A 21370-nucleotide genomic window follows, 5' to 3' on the forward strand; every position below is an offset into this window, starting at 1 on the left:
TCTTAAAAATAGTTAGTAAAAATAGGCTTGCTTTTTAAAAAGTTGATAACTATAATAAGTTAACAAATAGACATGAACGAAAAAGTAACGATAAGGACATGGAATCATTTTTACGGTTTACAGAGAGGGAAGCCAAGGGTGTGAGCTTCCTAACACGAGAAATGATTTTACCACCTTTGAACTTCAATAGTGAACGAGTAATCTAGTAATTATTGACGGAATCAGCCGTTATCTGAACTTGAGCAATCTAGGGAGAAATACGCCTAGGTTGGAACAAGGGTGGAACCACGAAAACACATTCGTCCCTTTCCTAGGGATGAGTGTGTTTTTTATTACTTTGAAGGGAGGTGCGGTAACATGAAACTATTTATACGTATGGAAATAACCACCACCTGCATAATTAAAAAGCAGAGCAAGGTGATTGATAGAGATAAATAATAAAATTGTAGGAGGAGATTAGAAGATGAATAACGTTATAAATGTTGGGGTATTAGGTTTAGGTACGGTCGGAAGTGGTGTTGTTCATATTTTGAAAGAACATTATAAAAAAATCGCTCTTGATACAGGATACGAAGTGAAAGCGAAAACAGTCGTTGTACGTGATTTAGAAAAAGAACGCGATGTTTGTATTGATGGAATTGCAGTAACAAGCCATGTAGATGAAGTTCTAAATGATTCGAATATTGATATTGTAGTAGAGGTAATGGGTGGAATTGAAGAAGCAAAACAGCATATTGTTAAGGCTTTACGAAATAAGAAACATGTCGTAACAGCAAATAAAGATTTAATGGCTGTATACGGTGCAGAGCTTCTCAAATTAGCGAACGAAAATGATTGTGATCTATGTTATGAAGCAAGTGTAGCGGGTGGTATTCCAGTGTTAAGAGGATTAACTGACGGGCTAGCATCAGATCAAATTGAAAAAATAATGGGAATTGTAAATGGTACAACAAATTATATGTTAACAAAAATGAGTCAAAATGGGTGGTCTTATGAAGAGGCTTTACAGGAAGCGCAAAAATTAGGTTTTGCAGAATCGGATCCGACAGCAGATGTAGATGGACTAGATGCGGCGAGAAAGGTAGCAATTCTTGCAAACTTAGGTTTTTCGATGAATGTTTCATTAGATGATGTGCAAGTAAGAGGGATTCGAAAGGTCGAAAAAGAAGATTTACAAATGGCTGAAAAGTTAGGATTTACTATGAAGTTAATTGGTAAGGCAGAAAAACAAGGACCAGCCATTCATTTAAGTGTAGAACCGACGCTTTTACCGAGACGGCATCCATTATCGAATGTAAATAATGAATTTAATGCAGTATATGTTCATGGTCAAGCGGTAGGAGAAGTAATGTTTTACGGACCTGGAGCTGGAAAGTTGCCAACTGGTTCTGCCGTAGTAAGTGATATTATTTCCATCGTTAAAAATATGAATCAAGTTCCGAAAAATAAAAGTGCATTAAAAGAACCAGTTCCTTATGAATTACAAGGTGATGAAGAAGTAGTTTCGAAATATTTCTTGCGTATTTCATTACGAGATGAGCCTGGGATGTTGCAAAAAATAACAGAATGTTTCGTTAATTACTCTGTAAGTTTAAAAGAAGTTATTCAATTACCTTTAAACCGTGAACTGGCAGAAGTTGTTGTTGTGACACATCGAACTTCCAAGTATCAATTCGAACGAGTTTTAGGAGCGATAGAAGCTGTCGCAAGTGAAATAAACAGTTACTACATTATTGAGGAGGAAAAACAATATGTATAAAGGACTATTAAAACAGTATGCTTCTTATTTACCGGTGAATGAAAAAACACCTGATGTGAGCTTAATGGAAGGAAACACACCTCTTATTCCGTTATTAAATATATCAAAGCAATTAGGGGTTCAGCTATATGGTAAGTACGAAGGAGCGAATCCGACAGGTTCTTTTAAAGATCGTGGTATGGTGATGGCAGTTGCTAAGGCGAAAGAAGAAGGTTCAGAAGCAATCATTTGTGCATCAACAGGTAATACATCAGCATCAGCTGCAGCATATGCGGCACGTCTTGGGATGAAATGTATAATCGTCATACCTGAAGGAAAGATTGCACATGGGAAATTAGCGCAAGCGGTCGCTTATGGAGCTGAAATTATTTCAATAGAAGGGAATTTCGATGATGCACTTAAGGCTGTAAGAAATATTGCTGCAGAAGAGCCGATTACGTTAGTAAACTCAGTAAATCCTTATCGAATTGAGGGGCAAAAAACGGCAGCATTTGAAATTTGTGACCAATTGCGAAATGCACCAGATGTTCTAGCTATCCCTGTTGGGAACGCAGGAAATATTACAGCATATTGGAAAGGTTTCTGTGAATATGAGAAAGAAAAAGGTTATAAGAAGCCAAGAATTCATGGCTTTGAAGCGGAAGGAGCAGCTGCAATTGTAAAAGGGCATGTAATTGAAGAGCCTGAAACAATTGCAACAGCGATTCGAATCGGTAACCCGGCAAGTTGGTCATACGCAGTAGAGGCTGCCGAGCAGTCTTGTGGTGAAATAGATATGGTATCAGATGAAGAAATTTTATATGCGTATAGGTTATTAGCAAAAACTGAAGGAGTTTTCGCTGAACCAGGATCAAATGCTTCATTAGCCGGCGTAATTAAACATGTTCAATCTGGAAAAATAAAAGAGGGAGAAACAGTTGTTGCGGTATTAACTGGAAGTGGTTTGAAGGATCCGGATATTGCTATTTCTTCAAATCAACTAGACATCGCAAGTGTGTCAAATGATATAGAACAAATTAAAAATCATATTAAAGGGGTGATTATGTCGTGATACCATTAAGCGTTCGTGTCCCTGCTAGTACGGCGAATGTTGGTCCTGGATTTGATTCAGTTGGAATAGCTTTGTCATTGTATTTAGATGTGGTGGTTAAAGAAAAAGCTGATAAGTGGCAAGTAATCCATTCCTTTGAAGAATCAATTCCGACAGACGATAAAAATTTAATCGTTAGCACGGCATGTAAAGTATGTCCTTCTATATCACCCCATATAATAGAAGTTACTAGCAATATCCCATTAACGAGAGGGCTAGGAAGTAGTGCATCAGCGATTGTAGCTGGGATAGAGCTTGCGAATCAACTAGGTGATTTGAACTTAACTGCTGATCAAAAAGTTCAAATTGCTACAAATTTTGAAGGACATCCTGATAATGTTGCTGCTTCTATATTAGGTGGAACTGTAATCGGAGCACTTGATGGAAAGGATATTTCCGTCGTAAGAATTGAGAGCAAGGAATTAGGGGTAATTTCTCTTATTCCGAATGAAGAATTAAATACAGATGAAAGTCGATCTGTATTACCAAAGATGTTTCCGTTTCATGAGGCAGTTAAAGCTAGTGCGATAAGTAACGTATTAGTAGCTGCATTATGTCAAAAGCGGTGGGAAGTTGTAGGTGAAATGATGGAGAGAGACCATTTTCACGAGCCATATCGTTTAGAACTCGTACCGTTATTACCATCTATTCGTAAATGCGCAAAAGAATTTGGTGCGTACGGCACAGCACTTAGCGGTGCGGGACCATCTATTTTTATATTAACGCCATATGAGAAACGTCAAGAAATCGCTGAGCAATTAGCGAGAGTATTTACAGATATGAAAGTATGTGAGCTTGAAATCGACCATAAAGGTATTATTGTAAATAAGGAAGAGCATATTGGATTATAAAGAAAGCTGGCATGGCTAGCTTTCTTTACGTTGCAAACCTATTTTAAATTGGGTTTTTTCGGAAAAAAATATAAAACAAATGTTGATTTTGAATAATGTAAGTAAAGAGTGCATTCATTTTGGAGGTGATTAAATGAATAAAGAGTCACCAGAAGAAAAAAGAGAGCGTATGAGACAAAGTGAATTAAAAAGTAATCCTACGGGTTCTTTACATGACGGACTCAATAGAGCGGAAACAGGTAGTTCAGTTGATATAGCAGGTGGTATGAATTGGAAAGGTACAGGGATAATCATTTTAGTACTACTTTTAGGATACATTGTATACACTTATTTTTTCAGTTAAAGAATGCTTGTTAAAATTTTGATTTGTTTAGTTTCATAATTGTTGAGAAAAAATGCAGTTACTGTATTACATATCTTCTAAGCGAATTATAGTTGTTCATATCAACTTTTAATACTCCAAATAGAGCTAGCAAAATGCTAGCTCTATTATTTTTTGCCACATTTCTGTAACAAACCACCTGTATATTCATTGGTGGAGGTGCAGAGGATGAAAAAAATGATAGCGATATGTCTTCTAACAACTATGCCATTTTCGACTTTAGTCGGTTGTGACGTAAAAGGTAGTAATGCTGTACAAGAGTCTAAAATAAAGAAAGCGACGTATAAAGATTTTACTTATGATGTAAATCCAGAAACATTCACAGTAACTGTAGAACATGAGGGTGTAAAGGAACAGGCATCACAACCCCTACCGAAAATGAAGGTATCGAATGTAAAAAAAGAAAAGGATCGTACATCGTGGGAATATCCAGATCAAAAAGTAAAAATAAAATTAGAAAAGAAAAAAGACCACTTAAACATTGAAGTGGAATCGACTGGTGCAGAAAGTTTTACATGGCCGAAAGTAGAAGCTGAAAATTATACACTTCCGTTATGGGAGGGTAAGCAAATTCCGAGCAATGATGAGAATTGGAAGAAGTTTTTAAAGGATGATGCATATTCATTTGCTGAATCATTTTCTATGAAGTTTTTCGCATTAAATGGTTCGAAATATTCAATTGTATATATTGCAAACAATATGTTTAATAATGAATTGAAATTTCATTCGGATCCGAAAATAGGATTTGATTTTACACATGAATTTCCGAGCATAAATAAAAATAAAACATATGGATTTCAATTATATGTGACAAATAATGATGCGGTAAGCATTGCTAAACTGTATAAGGATGATATTGTTCGAAAAGGTGAATTTAAAACATTACAAGAAAAGGCTAGAAAAAATAAAGAAATCGAAAAGTTATATGGAGCGGCGCATTTTTATTTTTGGAATCAAAATGGTTTATCAGAAAGTAATATAAATTGGCCAAAACTAAGAGAGCAAATAAATAGCCCGCTGTTTAGCCATATAAAAGAACTTATTCAAAAGAACAGTTCAGAGCCTGGGGAACTGAATGTATTAGATCAAGTAAGTAAACAAGATTTCATTGATAAGTATCAAAAAAATGTTATTTTACGTTATATAAACGAAGTATTATCTATGAAGGAATTTTATAAAGAGGATATTTTTCAAAACGTTGATCAGGAAGCTAGTGTGCTATTAAAGAAAGGTGTAGGTCACTTAACGAATACAGAATTGTATAGCTTAAATAAGCATTCATTAAAGTCGCTACTTGGTGATGCGGTTGAAGAGGTAAGTAAATGGGGTAATGCAGATGGAACGGATATACTAAAGGAAATGAAAGAGGCAGGAATAGAAAAAGCGTGGATTGGTCTGCCGAACTGGGAACAAGGATTTATGCAACCTAATTTCGTGACAAAAGCTAAGGAAATGGGGTATTTAGTTGGTCCGTATGATTCATATCATTCCATTCACGAAAAAAGTGATAAAAATTGGAACACAGCATCCTTTAATGACCCGTCATTATATGAAGAGGCTACTGTAACGAAGAAAAACGGAGAAAAGGTGCAAGGCTTTTTAGGAAGAGGTCGCAAGTTAAATCCGACTTTATCGCTGCCTAGTGTAAAGGAACGCATGAATGATATATTACAAAATGGTCCTAAATATAATTCATGGTTTATTGATTGTGATGCGACAGGTGAAATTTACGATGACTATTCAGCGAAACATATAACGACGCAAGAGCAAGATTTAAAAGCACGTTTAAAACGAATGGACTACATTGCGCAAGAAAAGGGTATGGTCGTTGGTTCTGAAGGCGGAAATGATTTTGCTAGTAGTACGATTGCATTTGCACATGGAATTGAAACACCTGTTATTAAATGGGACGATGAAGATATGCGGAAAAATAAAACAAGTCCGTATTATGTCGGTGGATATTGGTCACCAAATCAAAATGTGCCTGAAAAATATGCAAAACAAGTACCATTGAAAGAAGAATATAAACAAGTATATTTAAACCCAGTATATTCGGTACCATTATATAAATTAGTATACAATGATTCCGTTATTACAACGCATCATTGGGAATGGGGAAGTTTAAAGGTAAAAGATGAAGTTGGAAATCGAATGCTGTCTGAATTATTGTATAATGTTCCTCCGTTGTACCATTTAGATGAAGTAGAGTGGAATAAGCATAAAAAAGAAATTACAGAGCATCTAAAAGTTTGGAATGAAGTTCATGAAAAAGCAGTAAAAGAAGAGATGACGAATTTTGCGTATTTGTCAGAAGATAAGCTAGTACAATCTGTTTCTTATGGAAAAGATATTAAAATCATTGTGAACTTCTCAAATGAAGACATGGAAGTAGAAAAAACGAAAATAAAAGCAAAGTCGGCTTACATTGATAATCAGGGGAAGAAAAGCGTGTATACGCCGTTTGAGAAATAATAACGTCAAATATACTGTATTCATAGAGATTTTATAATTAGCTGGATTCTTTATTCATATCGTTTGTTAAGAAAAAGACATCCTAATTTAAAATGAAAGAGTTAATAAATTTGTAAATTCATATGTTGCGAAGTGCTAAATTTTTAAAATTGGTAAATAGTGACTTGCCAAAAATAAGTACGAGAGTATAATGTGAAATGGAATACGTATTGGGTTTAAGTAGTAACCTTACAAAATTGTAAGGTTAGTGAAAGGAAATTCAATATGAAGATAAATAGACTTACATTATACTTGGTAAAGAGAAAGAGAGGCGAATGGGTATGAGCTCTGAATTAGAACAAAATACGAGAAGTAATAAAAAGCGTTCTAAAAGAAAGTCAATAAAATGGTTCATATTAATTCCATTTTTCCTACTTATTTTTGGAGGAGTAGGATATGGTTCGTTTATATATAATAAAGCAAAAGCAGTTGTAAATGATGCATATGCAAAAATTGAAAAGTCATCAAAGCGTGATAAAGAAGTTGAACCTTTAAAGGATAATATTTCAATATTAATCATGGGTGTAGATGGAAGTGAAATGAGAAAAAGCCAATATGGCGAAGCAGTTCGAACAGATGCACTTTTATTAGCAACAATTAATAAAGATGATAAGTCTGTTAAGCTAGTAAGTATTCCACGTGATTCACGTGTTTATATTCCAACTAGAAAAAAATTAGATAAAATTACTCATGCTCACGTATTTGGTGGCGTAGAAAGCACACGCGATACGGTGGAAAGATTTTTAAATGTCCCTGTTGATTATTATGTGAAGTTTAACTTTGAATCATTCGTACAAATTGTCGATTCAATTGGTGGTATTGATATTGATGTACCAGTTACTTTCACTGAACAAGATAGTAAAGACCAAGCTGGTATGATCCATTTAGAAAAAGGTTACCAACATTTAAATGGAGAACAAGCACTTGCACTTGCAAGAACGCGTAAAATTGATAGTGACGCAATGCGTGGACAGAGACAGCAAATTGTAATAGAAGCAATTGCCAAAAAAGCGATGTCTGTTCAATCAATTAGCAAAATGGGCTCTTTACTAGATGCGGTTGATAAAAATATGAAAACGAACTTAACATTTGACGATATGCTTGCCATTACAAAAAATATGGCAGGAACTAATTTGGAAATGGAAAAAATGCAAATAGAAGGTACAGATAAACGTATCGGTGGTATTTATTATTACATTCCAAATGAAAAAAATATAAAAGATATTTCAAAAAAATTAAATGATCATTTAGGTGTAACGCCAAAATCAGTTCGAAACGAATAATAAAAAAAGATTGGCTTTTGCCAATCTTTTTTTTGAAGTGGATTAGCAACTTTTTAATAACGTTTTTTTGTTCTAGAAAAATTATACTAAAATCATTTTAATTTATATAAACAAAAGGTGTAATTATACGATATACTAGAGGGGACTATTTGGAAATTAGCTCCTAAAGTTGAAGGAAAGGAAATTCAATTTATCACTATTTATAGAACAATTGAATTGGTGGAAATTGAAACAGGTTAAAGAAAGACTGTTCAAAATGCAATTACATATTCATACACATTGAAGCGATTAAGGTGAAAGATGAAGAGATAGTAATTGCGAAAGATCATTTATCATATATTGACCAGCTATTTTGCCAGATTAATAATTATGTAATAGGTGAAAATATGGTTTAGCTATCGTCAAAAAATGGTGGATCTTCATGGAGATACGTTGAGTCTTATAAGCACATGGAACAATACTTTTGATAAAACTCCCAGTATAATACAAAAAAATCTGTTTACATGGTGAAATAAAAATAAATAGATGTATAATTATATTGGGCGATTTATATATAAGATTAATAGGGAGAGGAATTCGATAGAATGGAAAAAGCTTTAAAAATTAAACAAATAGTAGTCGTTTTAATAGCGATTGCCGCAGTAGCTATTGGGTATTACATGTTCCAATCAATTACTTCACCAGCAAAAGCTGTTGCGAAACAAGAAAATGTAGTGCAGCTTGCAAGTGAACAGCCGAAAGTTGAAATGAATAAAACGGCACCAAGTCGTTTTAATGGAAAAGAAAGAAAAGTTGCTTATCTTACATTTGACGATGGGCCAGGGAAATATACGGCTGAATTATTAAATACGCTAAAACAACATGATGCGAAGGCGACGTTCTTTTTAATTGGAGCGAATGTCAAAGAATTTCCTGATTTAGTGAAACGTGAAAATGCTGAGGGTCATTATGTAGGCATGCATAGTATGACACATAATTTCGCAAAGTTATATAAAAATGGCGAGTATGTAAATGAGATGAAAGAAGATCAAGGTTTAATCGCTAATATTATTGGGAAATCACCTAAATTAACACGTCCTCCATATGGTTCGATGCCTGGATTGAATGAAGGTCTTCGAAATAAAGTGGTAGAAAGCGGATTTAAAGTATGGGATTGGACAATTGATTCATCAGATTGGAAATACAATAAAATGCCAATTGATGCAGCTGCAGCACAAATTGCTCAAAATGTATTAACAAACGCAACAAAACCACAAGAAGTAATTTTAATGCATGATATTCACCCGCAATCAGTTGCTGCTGTGCCAGCAATTTTAAAGGGGCTAAAAGAAAAGGGTTATGAGTTTGAAGCTTATCATGAAGAGAATCACTTCCCAGTGAACCTCTGGCATGATAACCGTATGTAATGGAGGAATGAACGTTGAAGTATGGAAAAGTAGCAGTAGTAGGAGTATTATCAGTAGGACTTTTAACAGGTTGTTTCGGTGAAAAGCCAGAAGAAAATCTATATACAGCTTTTGAAACAGCAGCAACACAAGAAAAATCTTTAGTGGATGAAGCAAAAAAATTAGATCAGTTAGAGAAACAAGGGCAAGAATTATATGCTCAAATTTTGCAAGAAGGTAAAGATCATAATGAAGCAGTTGTGAAGAAAATAGAGCAAGCTACTGCAAATGTAGATGATCGTGAAAAAGTATTGAAAAGTGAAAAAGAAATGTTAGAAAAAGCACAGAAGGAAACAAAATCTGTTCAAAGTAATATAGAGAAGATTGAAGATAAGAAGTTACAAAAACAAGCAAAAGCAGTAGAAGAGTCGTATAAAAACCGTTATGATGCATTCAAAAAGATGAATGAAAATTACACGAAAGTGTTAGCGACTGAAAAAGAACTGTATGAAAAATTAAAAGTAAAAGAAACGAAATTAAAAGAAATCGGTGAAAAAGTTAAAACTGTTAATGAATTAAATGTGGAAGCACAAAAATCGAAAGAGCAGTTTAACAAATTTACAAAAGAGTATAATGACAGTAAATTAGCATTCTACAAAGATGCAGAGATTAAGATTAAAGATCAGAAATAAAGAAGAATCTTAAGCATAATAAAAAGCCGGAGAAACATCGTTACAAATGTTTTTTCGGTTTTTTATGTTGAATGAATAGAAAAGACTGGAATTGATATCATAAAAGAGTTATAGTGAATTATTCCAAGGGAAATATTGTAAAGTAAGGAGAATGGAAATATGTCATATGAATTTTTACTCAAATTAGGTTTAGCACTCTTTTTAGGATTATTCATCGGGATAGATAGGCAGCTAAAGAATAAACCGCTTGGTGTGAAAACAAGTATGGTTATTTCTGTAGCAAGTTGTTTAATTACGATGGTTTCAATTGAAGCCGTACATGTATATTCTGTTCCAGGGCATACAAATATGGATCCAATGCGTCTAGCTGCTCAAATTGTGAGTGGGATTGGTTTTCTTGGGGCAGGTGTTATTTTACGAAGAAGTAATGATGTTATTTCTGGATTAACGACAGCTTCTATGGTGTGGGCTGCTTCAGCTTTAGGTATAGCAATTGGGGCAGGCTTTTATTTACAAGCGACGGTTGCTATGATTTTAATTATTTTAGCAATTAACGTACTTCCACAACTTGTGAAAATTGCAGGTCCGTATTCATTACGACAAAAGGATTTATCTATAAAAATTACTGTAAAAGAGCATCATGAGTTAGATGGTATATTTAAGCAAATTAAAAATTTAGGTATGCATGTGAAACGAGTGAAAATTAAAGATATAGATAGTGGAGCATTTCAGCAATTGGAAATGGTTATTTTAGCTCCAGAAGATTTATATACAACAGAATTATATAGCTCCCTGAAAGAGATTGATCGTGTTGTTTCAGTGGAAGTGGAAAGTAGATAATTATGATAAAAAAGAGTGAAGTGCATTCGCTCTTTTTTTATTTGGATTTTTAAGGAAATAAATTGATATAATGATGAATAACAAGGGGGAGAAATGATGGAAATACATATTAGAAGAGCTATAAAAGATGATATACGAGGTATAGCAAAGGTGCATGTTGATAGCTGGAAAACAACGTATAAAGGTATATTTGCTGACGAATTTTTAGAAAATATAACATATGAGCAACGAGAAAAACAATGGGAAAACATTTTTCAACAAGAAGATACATGCCAATATAGATTTGTAGCAGAGACGTTAAATGGAACGATAGTCGGATTTATTGATGGGGGAGTTGAAAGAAGCGGTGCATATAATTGTGATGGGGAATTATATGCAATCTATCTTTTACAACAGTATCAAGGATTGAAAATAGGCCAAAAGTTATTTCAAGCGTTACTATCAGAATGTGTAAAGAATGATATGCAATCTCTTTTAGTTTGGGTCGTTACGAATAATCCTTCTAAAAAGTTTTATGAAAAATTCAACCCTGAAAAAATTGATACGAAATTTTTAGAGAGAGTAAAGGTAGAAGAAACAGCGTATTGTTGGAGAGATTTGAATTTGTTACAAAAACAAACAGCTATATAGATTGATGCATATAATAGTATTATGTAAACATATCATAAGGAAAGGTATACCTCATTTGGTGTACCTTTTTATTAATCCATCAAAAAATGGATTAATAAAAGTAGGTAATTAGTTTGAAAACAAGAATTTTTCTAGTGTACTTTTAACTAGATTAAAGAAAAGAAAGAAAAAAAGAAAAATTTTATTTGATAAAAAAATTCTGAAATATACTCTTGAATTGAATATCATTATCAATTAGAATCATAATTGATAACGACATTCAATTATCGTTTATTATATAAAATTTCGATAGCTTTAATATAAAGAGGAGGACCAACATGCAGCATGCGAAACAAATCGCAGAACATGCAACATTACAAAGCTTTTTAAACTGTTATTTAAGAGAAACAGGGAGTGGAGAATGGATTACAGAGGATGAAAGAATGAAGAGTATCTTCAGTAATACGTTGAATAGAGATACAGTCCCCACATATTTATGTTGTCGGCTATCGGCACAGAACGTTACTTTGTATGGAGAAGTTATATATAAATCATCAACAGATCGCCATTTGTTTGGAGAAAAATTTTATTATCAAATTGGAGATAGTAATTCTGTTATTAAAGCAGATTACGTTACAGTTATTACATTTTTAATAAAAGAGATGTCTATCAACTACGGAGAAGGAACGAATCCTGCGGAACTTATGCTTCGAGTCATTCGTAGTTGTCAAAATATTGAGGAATTTATAAAAGAGAGAATAGAAGATACATCCGCATTATACGGTTTCCATACAACTTTTATAGAAGCGGAGCAGTCTTTATTATTTGGGCATTTAACTCATCCTACACCAAAGAGTAGACAGGGGATATTGGATTGGAAAAGTGAAATGTATTCTCCAGAATTAAAAGGAGAATGTCAGCTTCATTATTTTCGGGCACATAAAAGTATAGTAAATGAAAAATCATTATTATCAGCTTCTACAACAACGATTATAAAAGAAGAATTAAGTAATGATGAGATGGTTAGTAAGGAATTTATAGCGAAGTACTGTAAGGAAGATCAATATGCATTAATTCCAATTCATCCGCTTCAGGCAGAATGGCTCTTGCATCAAGCTTACGTACAGGATTGGATATTTCAAGAATTGCTTGAGTATATTGGACCTGTAGGTAAGTATTTTATGGCAACATCATCACTAAGGACGCTGTATCATCCCGATTCGAAGTATATGCTTAAGTTTTCATTTCCGGTGAAAGTAACGAATTCAATGCGTATTAATAAACTGAAAGAACTTGAGAGTGGTCTTGAAGGGAAGGAAATGTTAAATACGGCTATTGGTGAAGTACGAGAAAGATTTCCAGGCTTTGATTTTATTTGTGATCCAGCCTATATTACATTAAATTATGGAACACAAGAATCTGGATTTGAAGTGATTATTCGCGAGAACCCTTTTTATAGTGAACATGCAAACGACGCAACATTAATTGCTGGGCTAGTTCAAGATGCTATACCTGGAGAGCGTACGCGGTTATCGAATATTATTCATCGCCTAGCAGATTTAGAAAGTAAAAGCTGTGAAGAAGTAAGCTTAGAGTGGTTTAGAAGATATATGAATATTTCTTTAAAGCCAATGGTATGGATGTATTTACAGTATGGTGTTGCATTAGAAGCTCATCAGCAAAATAGCGTTGTTCAGCTAAAAGATGGTTATCCGGTCAAATATTATTTCCGTGATAATCAAGGATTTTATTTCTGTAATTCAATGAAAGAGATGCTTAATAATGAATTAGCTGGTATTGGAGAACGTACTGGAAATTTATATGACGACTATATTGTGGATGAGAGATTTCGTTACTACTTAATTTTCAATCATATGTTTGGCCTCATTAATGGTTTTGGCACAGCAGGATTAATTAAGGAGGAAATTCTTCTCTCGGAATTAAGGTCTGTACTTGAATCATTCCTTCCGTATAACCGGGAACCTTCAACATTTTTAAGAGAATTATTGGACGAAGATAAGTTAGCGTGTAAAGCAAATTTACTAACGAGATTTTTCGATGTCGATGAGTTAAGTAATCCATTAGAGCAAGCAATTTATGTGCAAGTACATAATCCGCTCGTTAGAGAAGTGGCTGTTCGTTCATAAATAGCGTTAAAATTTCACGTAATACAAATAATGGTATTTTGTCATAAGGTGGAGGGTTTTATGAGAGTGGACATGTATCATACGAAAGTATTGAAGGCGCTCGAATCAGAAGATTACATTTCAGTACGAAGAAGAGTGCTACGTCAATTAGTAGAATCGTTAATTTATGAGGGGATTATTACACCGGTTCGCATAGAAAAAGAAGAACAAATTCTTTTTATAATACAAGGACTTGATGAAGAAGACAAAAGTGTCACGTACAAATGCTATGGCAGGGAACGGATGACATTTGGACGTATTTCTTTAGACTCATTAATAGTAAGAGTCCAAGATGAACAGCAAGAAATACAATCTGTCTCGCAATTTCTAGAAGAAGTTTTTCGAGTTGCTAGTGTAGAACAAGCCAAATTAGATTCTTTTATGCACGAATTAGAACAAACAATATTTAAAGACACGATTGCACAATATGAAAGAAATAATAAGAAAGAATACAATCAAAAATCTTACGATGAGTTTGAAAGCCATTTAATAGACGGCCATCCATATCACCCTAGTTATAAAGCTCGTATTGGATTTCAATATCGTGACAATTTTCAATATGGATATGAATTTATGCAGCCAATAAAACTCATATGGATTGCAGCGCATAAAAAATACTCCAGTGAAGGGTATGAGAATGAAGTAATTTATGACGAAATTTTAATAGAGGAGATTGGTGAGCGTAAATTAGAAGAGTTTATGGAGCGAATTTGTAATCGGGGATGTAATCCAAAACAGTACGTGTTTATACCTGTTCATCCTTGGCAGTGGGAGAATTTCATCATTTCAAATTATGCGGATCATATACAGGGTAAATTTATTATTTATTTAGGAACATCAGAGGATGAGTATTGCGCACAACAGTCAATGAGAACGGTAAGAAATATTACGAATCCAAAGAAACCGTACGTTAAATTATCGATGAATTTACTCAACACTTCAACACTCCGTACGTTGAAACCGTATTCTGTTGTGAGTGCACCAGCAATATCAAATTGGTTAAGTGATGTTGTAAGTAATGACGCCTATTTAAGCGATGAAGCACGTTTAATCTTGTTAAAGGAGTTTTCCAGTGTAACGTATGACACAAATAAGAAAGCTATATATGGTTCATTAGGATGTATTTGGCGCGAAAGCGTTCACAAGTATTTAGATGCACAAGAGGACGCAATTCCTTTTAATGGTTTATACGCTAAAGAGAAAGATGGTACACCAATTATTGATGCATGGTTGAACAAATATGGAATGAAGGATTGGCTACAATTACTTATTCAAAAAGCGATAATACCAGTTATACATCTTGTTGTAGAGCATGGCATCGCACTGGAATCACATGGACAAAATATGATTCTAGTCCATAAAGAAGGGGTGCCTGTTCGTATTGCGTTAAAGGATTTTCATGAAGGGCTTGAGTTTTATCGTCCATATTTGAAAGAAGTTGATAAATGTCCCGACTTTACTAAAATGCATAGAACATATGCGAATGGAAAAATGAATGATTTCTTTGAAATGGATCGCATCGAATGTTTGCAAGAGATGGTATTAGATGCACTTTTCCTGTTTAATTTAGGAGAATTAGCGTTCGTACTTGCGGATGAATATGGATTGAAAGAAGAACGTTTTTGGATAATGGTTGTTGAAGAAATTGAAAATCATTTAAGAATATATCCACATTTGAAAGGTAGATTTGAAAATATTCAATTATATGCACCTACATTCTATGCTGAACAATTAACGAAACGTCGATTATATATGGATGTGGAATCGCTTGTTCATGAAGTTCCAAATCCATTGTATAGAGTAAGACAACTTATGAAACAAAAATCAGTTGTTACAGGGGGAAATTATGCTAATCGTTAATAAACAAGAGTATAGCAAAAGTGATTTTGAATTGAGATTACAAGTTTATGCAGAAATGGAACAATTTCAAAAAGCAGAAGGAAATAGATTTGCACTTTGTCTGAAAGATCCATTCGATATTATTACGCTTGTGTTTTTCTTAAAAGAAAAGAAATCATCAGTATTACTTATACATGAAGATACGCCAAAAGAAACAGCTATTGAAATGGCAAAGCGTGCAAATTGTGTAGGAATTTTATATGGAGAATATGGGGATTTTACAAAATTAGAAGTAGGGAACTTTTTACTAGAAGAGCCTTCTTTATTGCAATATAGTTCTGGAACTACAGGGGAACCGAAATTGATTCGTAGAGCATGGACAGAAGTTGATACGGAAATTACCGCTTATAATGAAGCTTTAAACTGTGGAGTAGATGAAGTGCCAATCGTTATGGCTCCTGTTTCACATTCATACGGACTAATATGTGGTACGTTATCAGCAATTAAGAGGGGGAGCAAGCCTGTAATCATTACGAACAAAAATCCTAAATTCGCATTAAATATAGTTCGTAATACAGAAAAACATATCATATATGCAGTGCCACTTATGTTACACATTATGGGGAGTTTTCCATTAGGAACGTTTCGGTTTCATAAAATTATGACATCCGGATCGCCTTTGCCAGAAGCACTATTTTATAAACTAAAAGAAATGACAACATTTATGATGCAGCAATATGGTTGTTCTGAAGCAGGTTGTATTAGTATATGTCATGATATGACAAGCCATTTAGATTTAGGGAACCCTCTACCTCATGCGAGTATAAGCATAGGTTCAGATGAAAATGCACCGGAAGAAATCGTCGTGAAAATGAACGATAAGGAAATTTTCACGAAAGATTTAGGGTATAAATCTGAGCGCGGCCTTCATTTTATGGGGCGTATGGATGATGTAATTAACGTTTCAGGATTAAAAGTCTTTCCTATAGAGGTAGAAGAAACAATGCTTCGATTGGAAGGTGTTCAAGAGGCAATTGTATATCGAGGGAAACATCCTGTGATGGGCGAAATAGTTAAAGCGAAAGTGATCTCTCATCTTGATCCAGTGCAAATAAGAGGATGGTGTATTCAGCACTTACCTTCTTATAAAGTTCCGCATGAAATTGAAAGTGTAAATGAAATTCCTAAAAATAAAACGGGAAAAGTAAGTAGAAAGTTACTAGAGATGGGAGAGGTTACAACATGAGACGGGAAGCGTTAAAGAATGCCGTGTTAAAAATTATGATAGAAAAAATGGAACTGAAAAATGTAACGCATTTAGAAGAAACGATGCGCTTAAATCAAGATTTATATATAGATTCGGTAATGATGTTACAGCTTATTGTATACATAGAAATGGATTTAAAGCTATGCGTTCCAGAGGATGAGGTAGATCCAAAAGCATTTCTTACTGTAGGATCTTTGCTTGATTTTATGGAGGAGTTACAGCCGTTACAGGAAGTAAATGTGAATAACTAACCTTTAGGAAAGTGGATGAGAGTATGACTTCAATTAAAGTGCACTGTTTAGTGAGTTGTTTTTGTGAAATTATAAAAAGGCGTAGCGACATTGATTTTCGTCCATTTTATTTTGGACTATGGGATGGAGATTTTGATATAACAGAAGGCGGAATTATTTCATATCACTCTGAAAACATTAACCATGATCATTATTTACTTTGGTTTGAAAAATTGTACGGTATTAAAGTAAACGAATGGTATGATCATGCAAAAGATAAAGATAGCAATGTAGAAATGTTTTTAGAATTAGTAGAAAACAAGCCGGAAAATCGTTATATCATTGTAATGGTTGATATGTCTTTATTGCCAGAGAGGGAAAATAAATTTCATCAAAAACCGTTTCCGCATTATTTAATGATATCAAAAACAGAGAAAGAAGAAGAGTGGTTCATGCTAGATCCTGATTTTCGTTGGGAAGGGAGTATGGAAAGAGAAAAAGTACTTCACTCTGTTCAAGATAACCCATTTGGTGGAGGGTATTTCATTGATATAGAAAGAATTGGGGAGCCAACGCAAGAAACAGTAGCTAGTTATTTCACAGAAACATTCAAAAAGAACGACAATGAACTGACTATGGAACTAAAAAATGTAATTGTAAAAATGGCAAATGAGGAAGAAGGGTATACGCTTTCTGGACTTGTAGCAGCAGTAAAACAAATACCAGTACTTGCAATTCGTAAATATAGTTATGAGCATGCCTTTGCATACTTCCGTGAAACGTTGCAATATTCGGAGCAAGAATTTGATTATTGGTGTGATCGGGTAGAGGATATTGTACAAGGATTTACAAATGTACAGTATCGTGCAATTAAAATGGCAATGACGAATAATAAAGGTATGCTAGTATCGATTATTGAAAAACTGGATGAAATGAATGCAATTGAACTGCAAATTAAGAAGGAATTAGAGAGACAGTTTCTATCATGGAAAGGTATGAAAACAAATCAGTCTGTCGTAACTCTTTAATAAGCTAACTGAATTTAAGATAGGGGAGTTTAATGCTATGAAATATTCGCTATGTACCATTTCATTTCGTCATCAATTAATTTCATTTACTGATATTGTTCAATTTGCATATGAAAACGGTTTTGAAGGAATTGAATTATGGGGGACGCATGCACAAAATTTGTACATGCAAGAACGTGAAACGACAGAACGAGAATTGAATTTTCTAAAGGATAAAAACTTAGAAATTACGATGATAAGTGATTACTTAGATATATCATTATCAGCAGATTTTGAAAAAACGATAGAGAAAAGTGAACAACTTGTAGTACTAGCTAATTGGTTTAATACGAATAAAATTCGCACGTTTGCTGGGCAAAAAGGGAGCGAGGACTTCTCGGAACAAGAGAGAAAAGAGTATGTGAAGCGAATACATAAGATTTGTGATGTGTTTGCTCAGCACAATATGTATGTGCTGTTAGAAACACATCCCAATACACTAACGGACACATTGCCTGCTACTATAGAACTATTAGAAGAAGTAAATCATCCGAATTTAAAAATAAATCTTGATTTTCTTCATATATGGGAGTCTGGCGCAGATCCAATAGACAGTTTCCATCAATTAAAGCCGTGGACATTACATTACCATTTTAAGAATATATCTTCAGCGAATTATTTGCATGTGTTTGAACCTAATAATGTATATGCTGCAGCAGGAAGTCGTATTGGTATGGTTCCGTTATTTGAAGGTATTGTAAATTATGATGAGATTATTCAGGAAGTGAGGGATACGAATCTTTTTGCTTCTTTAGAATGGTTTGGACATAACTCAAAGGAGATATTAAAAGAAGAAATGAAAGTATTAATAAATAGAAATTTAGAAGTAGTAACTTCATAATGTGAAATGATGTGAGAGTCTCGTTTAGAGGCTCTTTTTTTATCGTGAAATAATAACCAAAAATTTCCATGTATTTTAATTTGAATTTTACACAATTTATATATAAATAAGGAGGTGATTGGTAATGGCTAGAAATCGTAATTCTAATCAATTAGCATCACATGGAGCACAAGCGGCTTTAGATCAAATGAAGTATGAAATTGCACAAGAGTTCGGTGTACAACTGGGAGCTGATACTTCTTCACGTGCAAACGGTTCTGTAGGCGGTGAAATCACAAAACGCCTAGTAGCGATGGCAGAACAACAGCTTGGTGGCGGATATACTCGCTAAATGTAGAAGGTTATAGGAGAAAGGAAGGATTCTTCCTTTCTTTTTTTTTCAATTAATTGGTATGGATATATAGCGAACAGAGTTCAAAGAATAGAAGTAATACTATATTTTACCCAATTTCTTTTGTTGTGAATGGGAAGTATTAAAGATGTAATAGCCCTGGTGGAATGAAAATTATGTTCCAGCAGGGCTATTATATGGTAAGAAATATATGATGAAAGGTTCCGAAATCAACATGTTAAAAAAAGAAAACTGTTGTTTAATTGCGCTTGCATCAGTTCCACTTGTCATGACATTAGGGAATTCAATGCTTATTCCAATCTTGCCGACAATTGAAAAGAAATTACATATTTCATCGTTTCAAGTATCCATGATTATTACAATTTACTCTATCGTAGCCATTTTACTTATACCGATTGCTGGTTATTTATCAGATAGATGGGGACGAAAGATGGTAATGGTTCCGAGTTTGCTGATTGCGGCTATAGGAGGAGCGATAACTGGCTGGGTATCTTGGAAAGTTGATAATCCCTACATTTGGATACTAATGGGTAGAGCGATTCAAGGTATTGGTGCTGCTGGTGCAATGCCGGTTGTTATACCGTGTGTTGGTGATTTATACAAAGATGAAAAACAAGTTAGTACAGGTTTGGGAATCATTGAGACATCCAATACATTTGGAAAAGTGCTGAGCCCTATTTTAGGATCTGCTCTTGCTGCCATTGTATGGTTCTTACCATTTTGGGCGATTCCAGTTTTATGTGTCGTATCAATTGTTTTATTGCTGGTATTAGTAAAGGCAAAAAAACAAGAAGGGGAAGTACCACCACTAAAAGAGTTTATTCAATCTATTATCTCTACGTTTCGAGAAAAGGGAAGATGGTTAATTGCCATTTTTGCATTAGGTGCAATTATTATGCTTATTTTATTCGGAATTCTCTTTTATTTGTCGACTATACTGGAATCAAAGTATGACATTCATGGTATATGGAAAGGGTGTGTGCTTGCTATCCCGTTACTTGTACTGTCACTTAGTTCATATATGGCCGGTAAAAAAATTGGAGATAATCAAAATGTTATGAAGAAGTGTATTTATATTGGTTTTTTAATGGCAGCTGCATCAGTCATCATTCCTTTATTTATAAAAGGGATTTATTTACTACTTCTTTGTCTTGTTATTATGGGGATAGGAATTGGTATGGCACTCCCATGTTTAGATGCCCTCATTACACAAGGAATTGAAAAGGAGCAAAGGGGAACGGTTACGTCATTTTATAGTTCAATGCGATTTATCGGTGTAGCAGCTGGACCACCTTTATATTCTTTTTTTATGAAAGGGGCGGACCATGAAGTGTTTTATTTGACAAGTATTTTTGCTGCCATTGGTGCTGTTATAGCAATCATTTGGATTAAACCAGCAAAAGATGAAAAGACGGTAAAACAGAAACCGGAACCTACTTCATAATTTATAAGAGAATTGCATGATGTTTTCAGTAACATGCAATTCTCTTACGTTCATTAAGAATAAATAACTTGTTTTAACATATAAAGCGCGACACCCCATATGATGAGACCAGAAAATTTATTTAATAATAAGATTGCCTTTCCGGTTGAGTCTAGTCTTTTTAGAAATTTCCCCGCTAAAGCTAAGCTTATAAACCAAATCCAAGAAACGATAATAGTTGCAAGTGTGAAAGCCCATTTTTCACTTCCTATGTATTGAATAGAATTTGTTCCAATTACACCGATTGTGTCTAAAATTGCATGTGGATTTAATAATGAGACTGATGCTGCGAAAAGGATTTGCTTTTTTAAGGGCATACTTTTTTCTTGTTTTACATCGTTGGAAGGGTTACTTCTCCAAATAACAAAGCCCATATATAGGAGAAAGAAAAATCCAATTATATATAACGAGTTAGTTAGCCAAGAAAAAGTAAGGAGTACAAGGGAGACACCTTGCACCGCAATCAATATGAGTAACGTATCACATATAGAGGCAGTTAATACTACAGGGGCTGCCCTCCAAATGTTTGGTTGGCTCGCACCTTGGTTAAAGACAAAAACATTTTGTACACCTAATGGAATGATAAGTCCAAATGCAAGAATGATACCATGAATAATTGCTTCACTCATCATATTACCTCCTATTTTAATTCATTATGATAGTGTATATTGTATAGAAGAAATGAAAATTTGTATCCATCCAT

19 protein-coding genes and 1 other annotated feature are annotated in these 21370 nt (G+C 34.1%); of the genes, 18 read left to right on the plus strand and 1 reads right to left on the minus strand.

The window, feature by feature from the left end; translation table 11 throughout:
• Window positions 1–78: 78 nt before the first annotated feature.
• Window positions 79–310: a binding site (T-box leader), on the plus strand.
• Between the two features lie 153 nt (window positions 311–463).
• The 18 genes from CN409_RS05045 (at window position 464) to bcbE (ending at window position 20628) form a co-directional block, all read left to right on the plus strand.
• Entirely contained in the window at window positions 464–1759 is a 1296-nt protein-coding gene (locus CN409_RS05045) for a homoserine dehydrogenase (RefSeq protein ID WP_017763043.1), read from the plus strand.
• Window positions 1752–2810 carry a threonine synthase gene (gene thrC / locus CN409_RS05050; RefSeq protein ID WP_097980839.1) on the plus strand — a complete coding sequence of 353 codons (1059 nt, stop codon included), beginning with the start codon at window positions 1752–1754 and terminating at the stop codon, window positions 2808–2810. The genes CN409_RS05045 and thrC overlap by 8 nt, the downstream gene beginning before the upstream one ends.
• Window positions 2807–3700 carry a homoserine kinase gene (thrB, locus tag CN409_RS05055; protein WP_086391071.1) on the plus strand — a complete coding sequence of 298 codons (894 nt, stop codon included), beginning with the start codon at window positions 2807–2809 and terminating at the stop codon, window positions 3698–3700. Before thrC ends, thrB begins: the two co-directional genes overlap by 4 nt.
• Before the next feature lie 133 nt (window positions 3701–3833).
• On the plus strand, window positions 3834–4043 hold the full coding sequence (locus tag CN409_RS05060; RefSeq protein ID WP_001031480.1) for a DUF6366 family protein: 210 nt from the start codon (window positions 3834–3836) through the stop codon (window positions 4041–4043).
• Between the two features lie 207 nt (window positions 4044–4250).
• A complete protein-coding gene (locus tag CN409_RS05065) occupies window positions 4251–6554 on the plus strand; it encodes a glycoside hydrolase (RefSeq protein ID WP_086391070.1) in 2304 nt (767 codons plus the stop codon).
• A gap of 320 nt (window positions 6555–6874) precedes the next feature.
• Entirely contained in the window at window positions 6875–7876 is a 1002-nt protein-coding gene (locus tag CN409_RS05070; RefSeq protein WP_086391076.1) for an LCP family protein, read from the plus strand.
• A gap of 584 nt (window positions 7877–8460) precedes the next feature.
• A complete protein-coding gene (locus CN409_RS05075; protein ID WP_000409486.1) occupies window positions 8461–9282 on the plus strand; it encodes a peptidoglycan-N-acetylglucosamine deacetylase in 822 nt (273 codons plus the stop codon).
• 14 nt (window positions 9283–9296) lie between these two features.
• A complete protein-coding gene (locus tag CN409_RS05080; protein WP_086391069.1) occupies window positions 9297–9953 on the plus strand; it encodes a YkyA family protein in 657 nt (218 codons plus the stop codon).
• Window positions 9954–10112: 159 nt separating this feature from the next.
• Window positions 10113–10793, plus strand: coding sequence for an MgtC/SapB family protein (locus CN409_RS05085; RefSeq protein WP_000119503.1), 681 nt, complete (start codon window positions 10113–10115; stop codon window positions 10791–10793).
• A gap of 96 nt (window positions 10794–10889) precedes the next feature.
• Window positions 10890–11423 carry a GNAT family N-acetyltransferase gene (locus tag CN409_RS05090; protein WP_000402427.1) on the plus strand — a complete coding sequence of 178 codons (534 nt, stop codon included), beginning with the start codon at window positions 10890–10892 and terminating at the stop codon, window positions 11421–11423.
• Between the two features lie 317 nt (window positions 11424–11740).
• Window positions 11741–13549 carry an IucA/IucC family protein gene (locus CN409_RS05095; RefSeq protein ID WP_097980840.1) on the plus strand — a complete coding sequence of 603 codons (1809 nt, stop codon included), beginning with the start codon at window positions 11741–11743 and terminating at the stop codon, window positions 13547–13549.
• Window positions 13550–13609: 60 nt separating this feature from the next.
• Window positions 13610–15448 carry an IucA/IucC family protein gene (locus CN409_RS05100; protein WP_141527686.1) on the plus strand — a complete coding sequence of 613 codons (1839 nt, stop codon included), beginning with the start codon at window positions 13610–13612 and terminating at the stop codon, window positions 15446–15448.
• Complete coding sequence (locus CN409_RS05105) at window positions 15435–16673, plus strand: AMP-binding protein (RefSeq protein WP_086391067.1); 1239 nt, start codon at window positions 15435–15437, stop codon at window positions 16671–16673. Before CN409_RS05100 ends, CN409_RS05105 begins: the two co-directional genes overlap by 14 nt.
• Window positions 16670–16945, plus strand: a complete 276-nt coding sequence (asbD, locus tag CN409_RS05110) for a petrobactin biosynthesis protein AsbD (RefSeq protein WP_001250559.1) — start codon at window positions 16670–16672, stop codon at window positions 16943–16945. The genes CN409_RS05105 and asbD overlap by 4 nt, the downstream gene beginning before the upstream one ends.
• Before the next feature lie 23 nt (window positions 16946–16968).
• Window positions 16969–17952, plus strand: a complete 984-nt coding sequence (locus CN409_RS05115; protein ID WP_000200701.1) for a DUF6005 family protein — start codon at window positions 16969–16971, stop codon at window positions 17950–17952.
• Window positions 17953–17989: 37 nt separating this feature from the next.
• Window positions 17990–18832, plus strand: coding sequence for a sugar phosphate isomerase/epimerase family protein (locus CN409_RS05120; RefSeq protein ID WP_000877677.1), 843 nt, complete (start codon window positions 17990–17992; stop codon window positions 18830–18832).
• Between the two features lie 124 nt (window positions 18833–18956).
• Entirely contained in the window at window positions 18957–19163 is a 207-nt protein-coding gene (locus tag CN409_RS05125) for an alpha/beta-type small acid-soluble spore protein (protein WP_000113545.1), read from the plus strand.
• A 235-nt stretch (window positions 19164–19398) separates the two neighbouring features.
• On the plus strand, window positions 19399–20628 hold the full coding sequence (bcbE, locus tag CN409_RS05130) for a bacillibactin exporter BcbE (RefSeq protein ID WP_002083274.1): 1230 nt from the start codon (window positions 19399–19401) through the stop codon (window positions 20626–20628).
• A 53-nt stretch (window positions 20629–20681) separates the two neighbouring features.
• On the opposite strand, the gene CN409_RS05135 is transcribed toward bcbE, so the two are convergent.
• Window positions 20682–21296, minus strand: a complete 615-nt coding sequence (locus CN409_RS05135; protein ID WP_001287302.1) for a LysE/ArgO family amino acid transporter — start codon at window positions 21294–21296, stop codon at window positions 20682–20684.
• Window positions 21297–21370: the final 74 nt, after the last annotated feature.

It is taken from the genome of Bacillus sp. AFS012607, from assembly GCF_002558005.1.
Taxonomy (GTDB): Bacteria; Bacillota; Bacilli; order Bacillales; family Bacillaceae_G; genus Bacillus_A; species Bacillus_A thuringiensis_S.

Coding starts and splice junctions, on each gene's coding strand:
- CN409_RS05045 (WP_017763043.1), top strand. CDS start 464: ATGAATAACGTTATAAATGTTGGGGTATTAGGTTTAGGTACGGTCGGA.
- thrC (WP_097980839.1), top strand. CDS start 1,752: ATGTATAAAGGACTATTAAAACAGTATGCTTCTTATTTACCGGTGAAT.
- CN409_RS05060 (WP_001031480.1), top strand. CDS start 3,834: ATGAATAAAGAGTCACCAGAAGAAAAAAGAGAGCGTATGAGACAAAGT.
- CN409_RS05065 (WP_086391070.1), top strand. CDS start 4,251: ATGAAAAAAATGATAGCGATATGTCTTCTAACAACTATGCCATTTTCG.
- CN409_RS05070 (WP_086391076.1), top strand. CDS start 6,875: ATGAGCTCTGAATTAGAACAAAATACGAGAAGTAATAAAAAGCGTTCT.
- CN409_RS05075 (WP_000409486.1), top strand. CDS start 8,461: ATGGAAAAAGCTTTAAAAATTAAACAAATAGTAGTCGTTTTAATAGCG.
- CN409_RS05085 (WP_000119503.1), top strand. CDS start 10,113: ATGTCATATGAATTTTTACTCAAATTAGGTTTAGCACTCTTTTTAGGA.
- CN409_RS05090 (WP_000402427.1), top strand. CDS start 10,890: ATGGAAATACATATTAGAAGAGCTATAAAAGATGATATACGAGGTATA.
- CN409_RS05095 (WP_097980840.1), top strand. CDS start 11,741: ATGCAGCATGCGAAACAAATCGCAGAACATGCAACATTACAAAGCTTT.
- CN409_RS05100 (WP_141527686.1), top strand. CDS start 13,610: ATGAGAGTGGACATGTATCATACGAAAGTATTGAAGGCGCTCGAATCA.
- CN409_RS05105 (WP_086391067.1), top strand. CDS start 15,435: ATGCTAATCGTTAATAAACAAGAGTATAGCAAAAGTGATTTTGAATTG.
- asbD (WP_001250559.1), top strand. CDS start 16,670: ATGAGACGGGAAGCGTTAAAGAATGCCGTGTTAAAAATTATGATAGAA.
- CN409_RS05115 (WP_000200701.1), top strand. CDS start 16,969: ATGACTTCAATTAAAGTGCACTGTTTAGTGAGTTGTTTTTGTGAAATT.
- CN409_RS05120 (WP_000877677.1), top strand. CDS start 17,990: ATGAAATATTCGCTATGTACCATTTCATTTCGTCATCAATTAATTTCA.
- CN409_RS05125 (WP_000113545.1), top strand. CDS start 18,957: ATGGCTAGAAATCGTAATTCTAATCAATTAGCATCACATGGAGCACAA.
- bcbE (WP_002083274.1), top strand. CDS start 19,399: ATGTTAAAAAAAGAAAACTGTTGTTTAATTGCGCTTGCATCAGTTCCA.
- CN409_RS05135 (WP_001287302.1), bottom strand. CDS start 21,296: ATGAGTGAAGCAATTATTCATGGTATCATTCTTGCATTTGGACTTATC.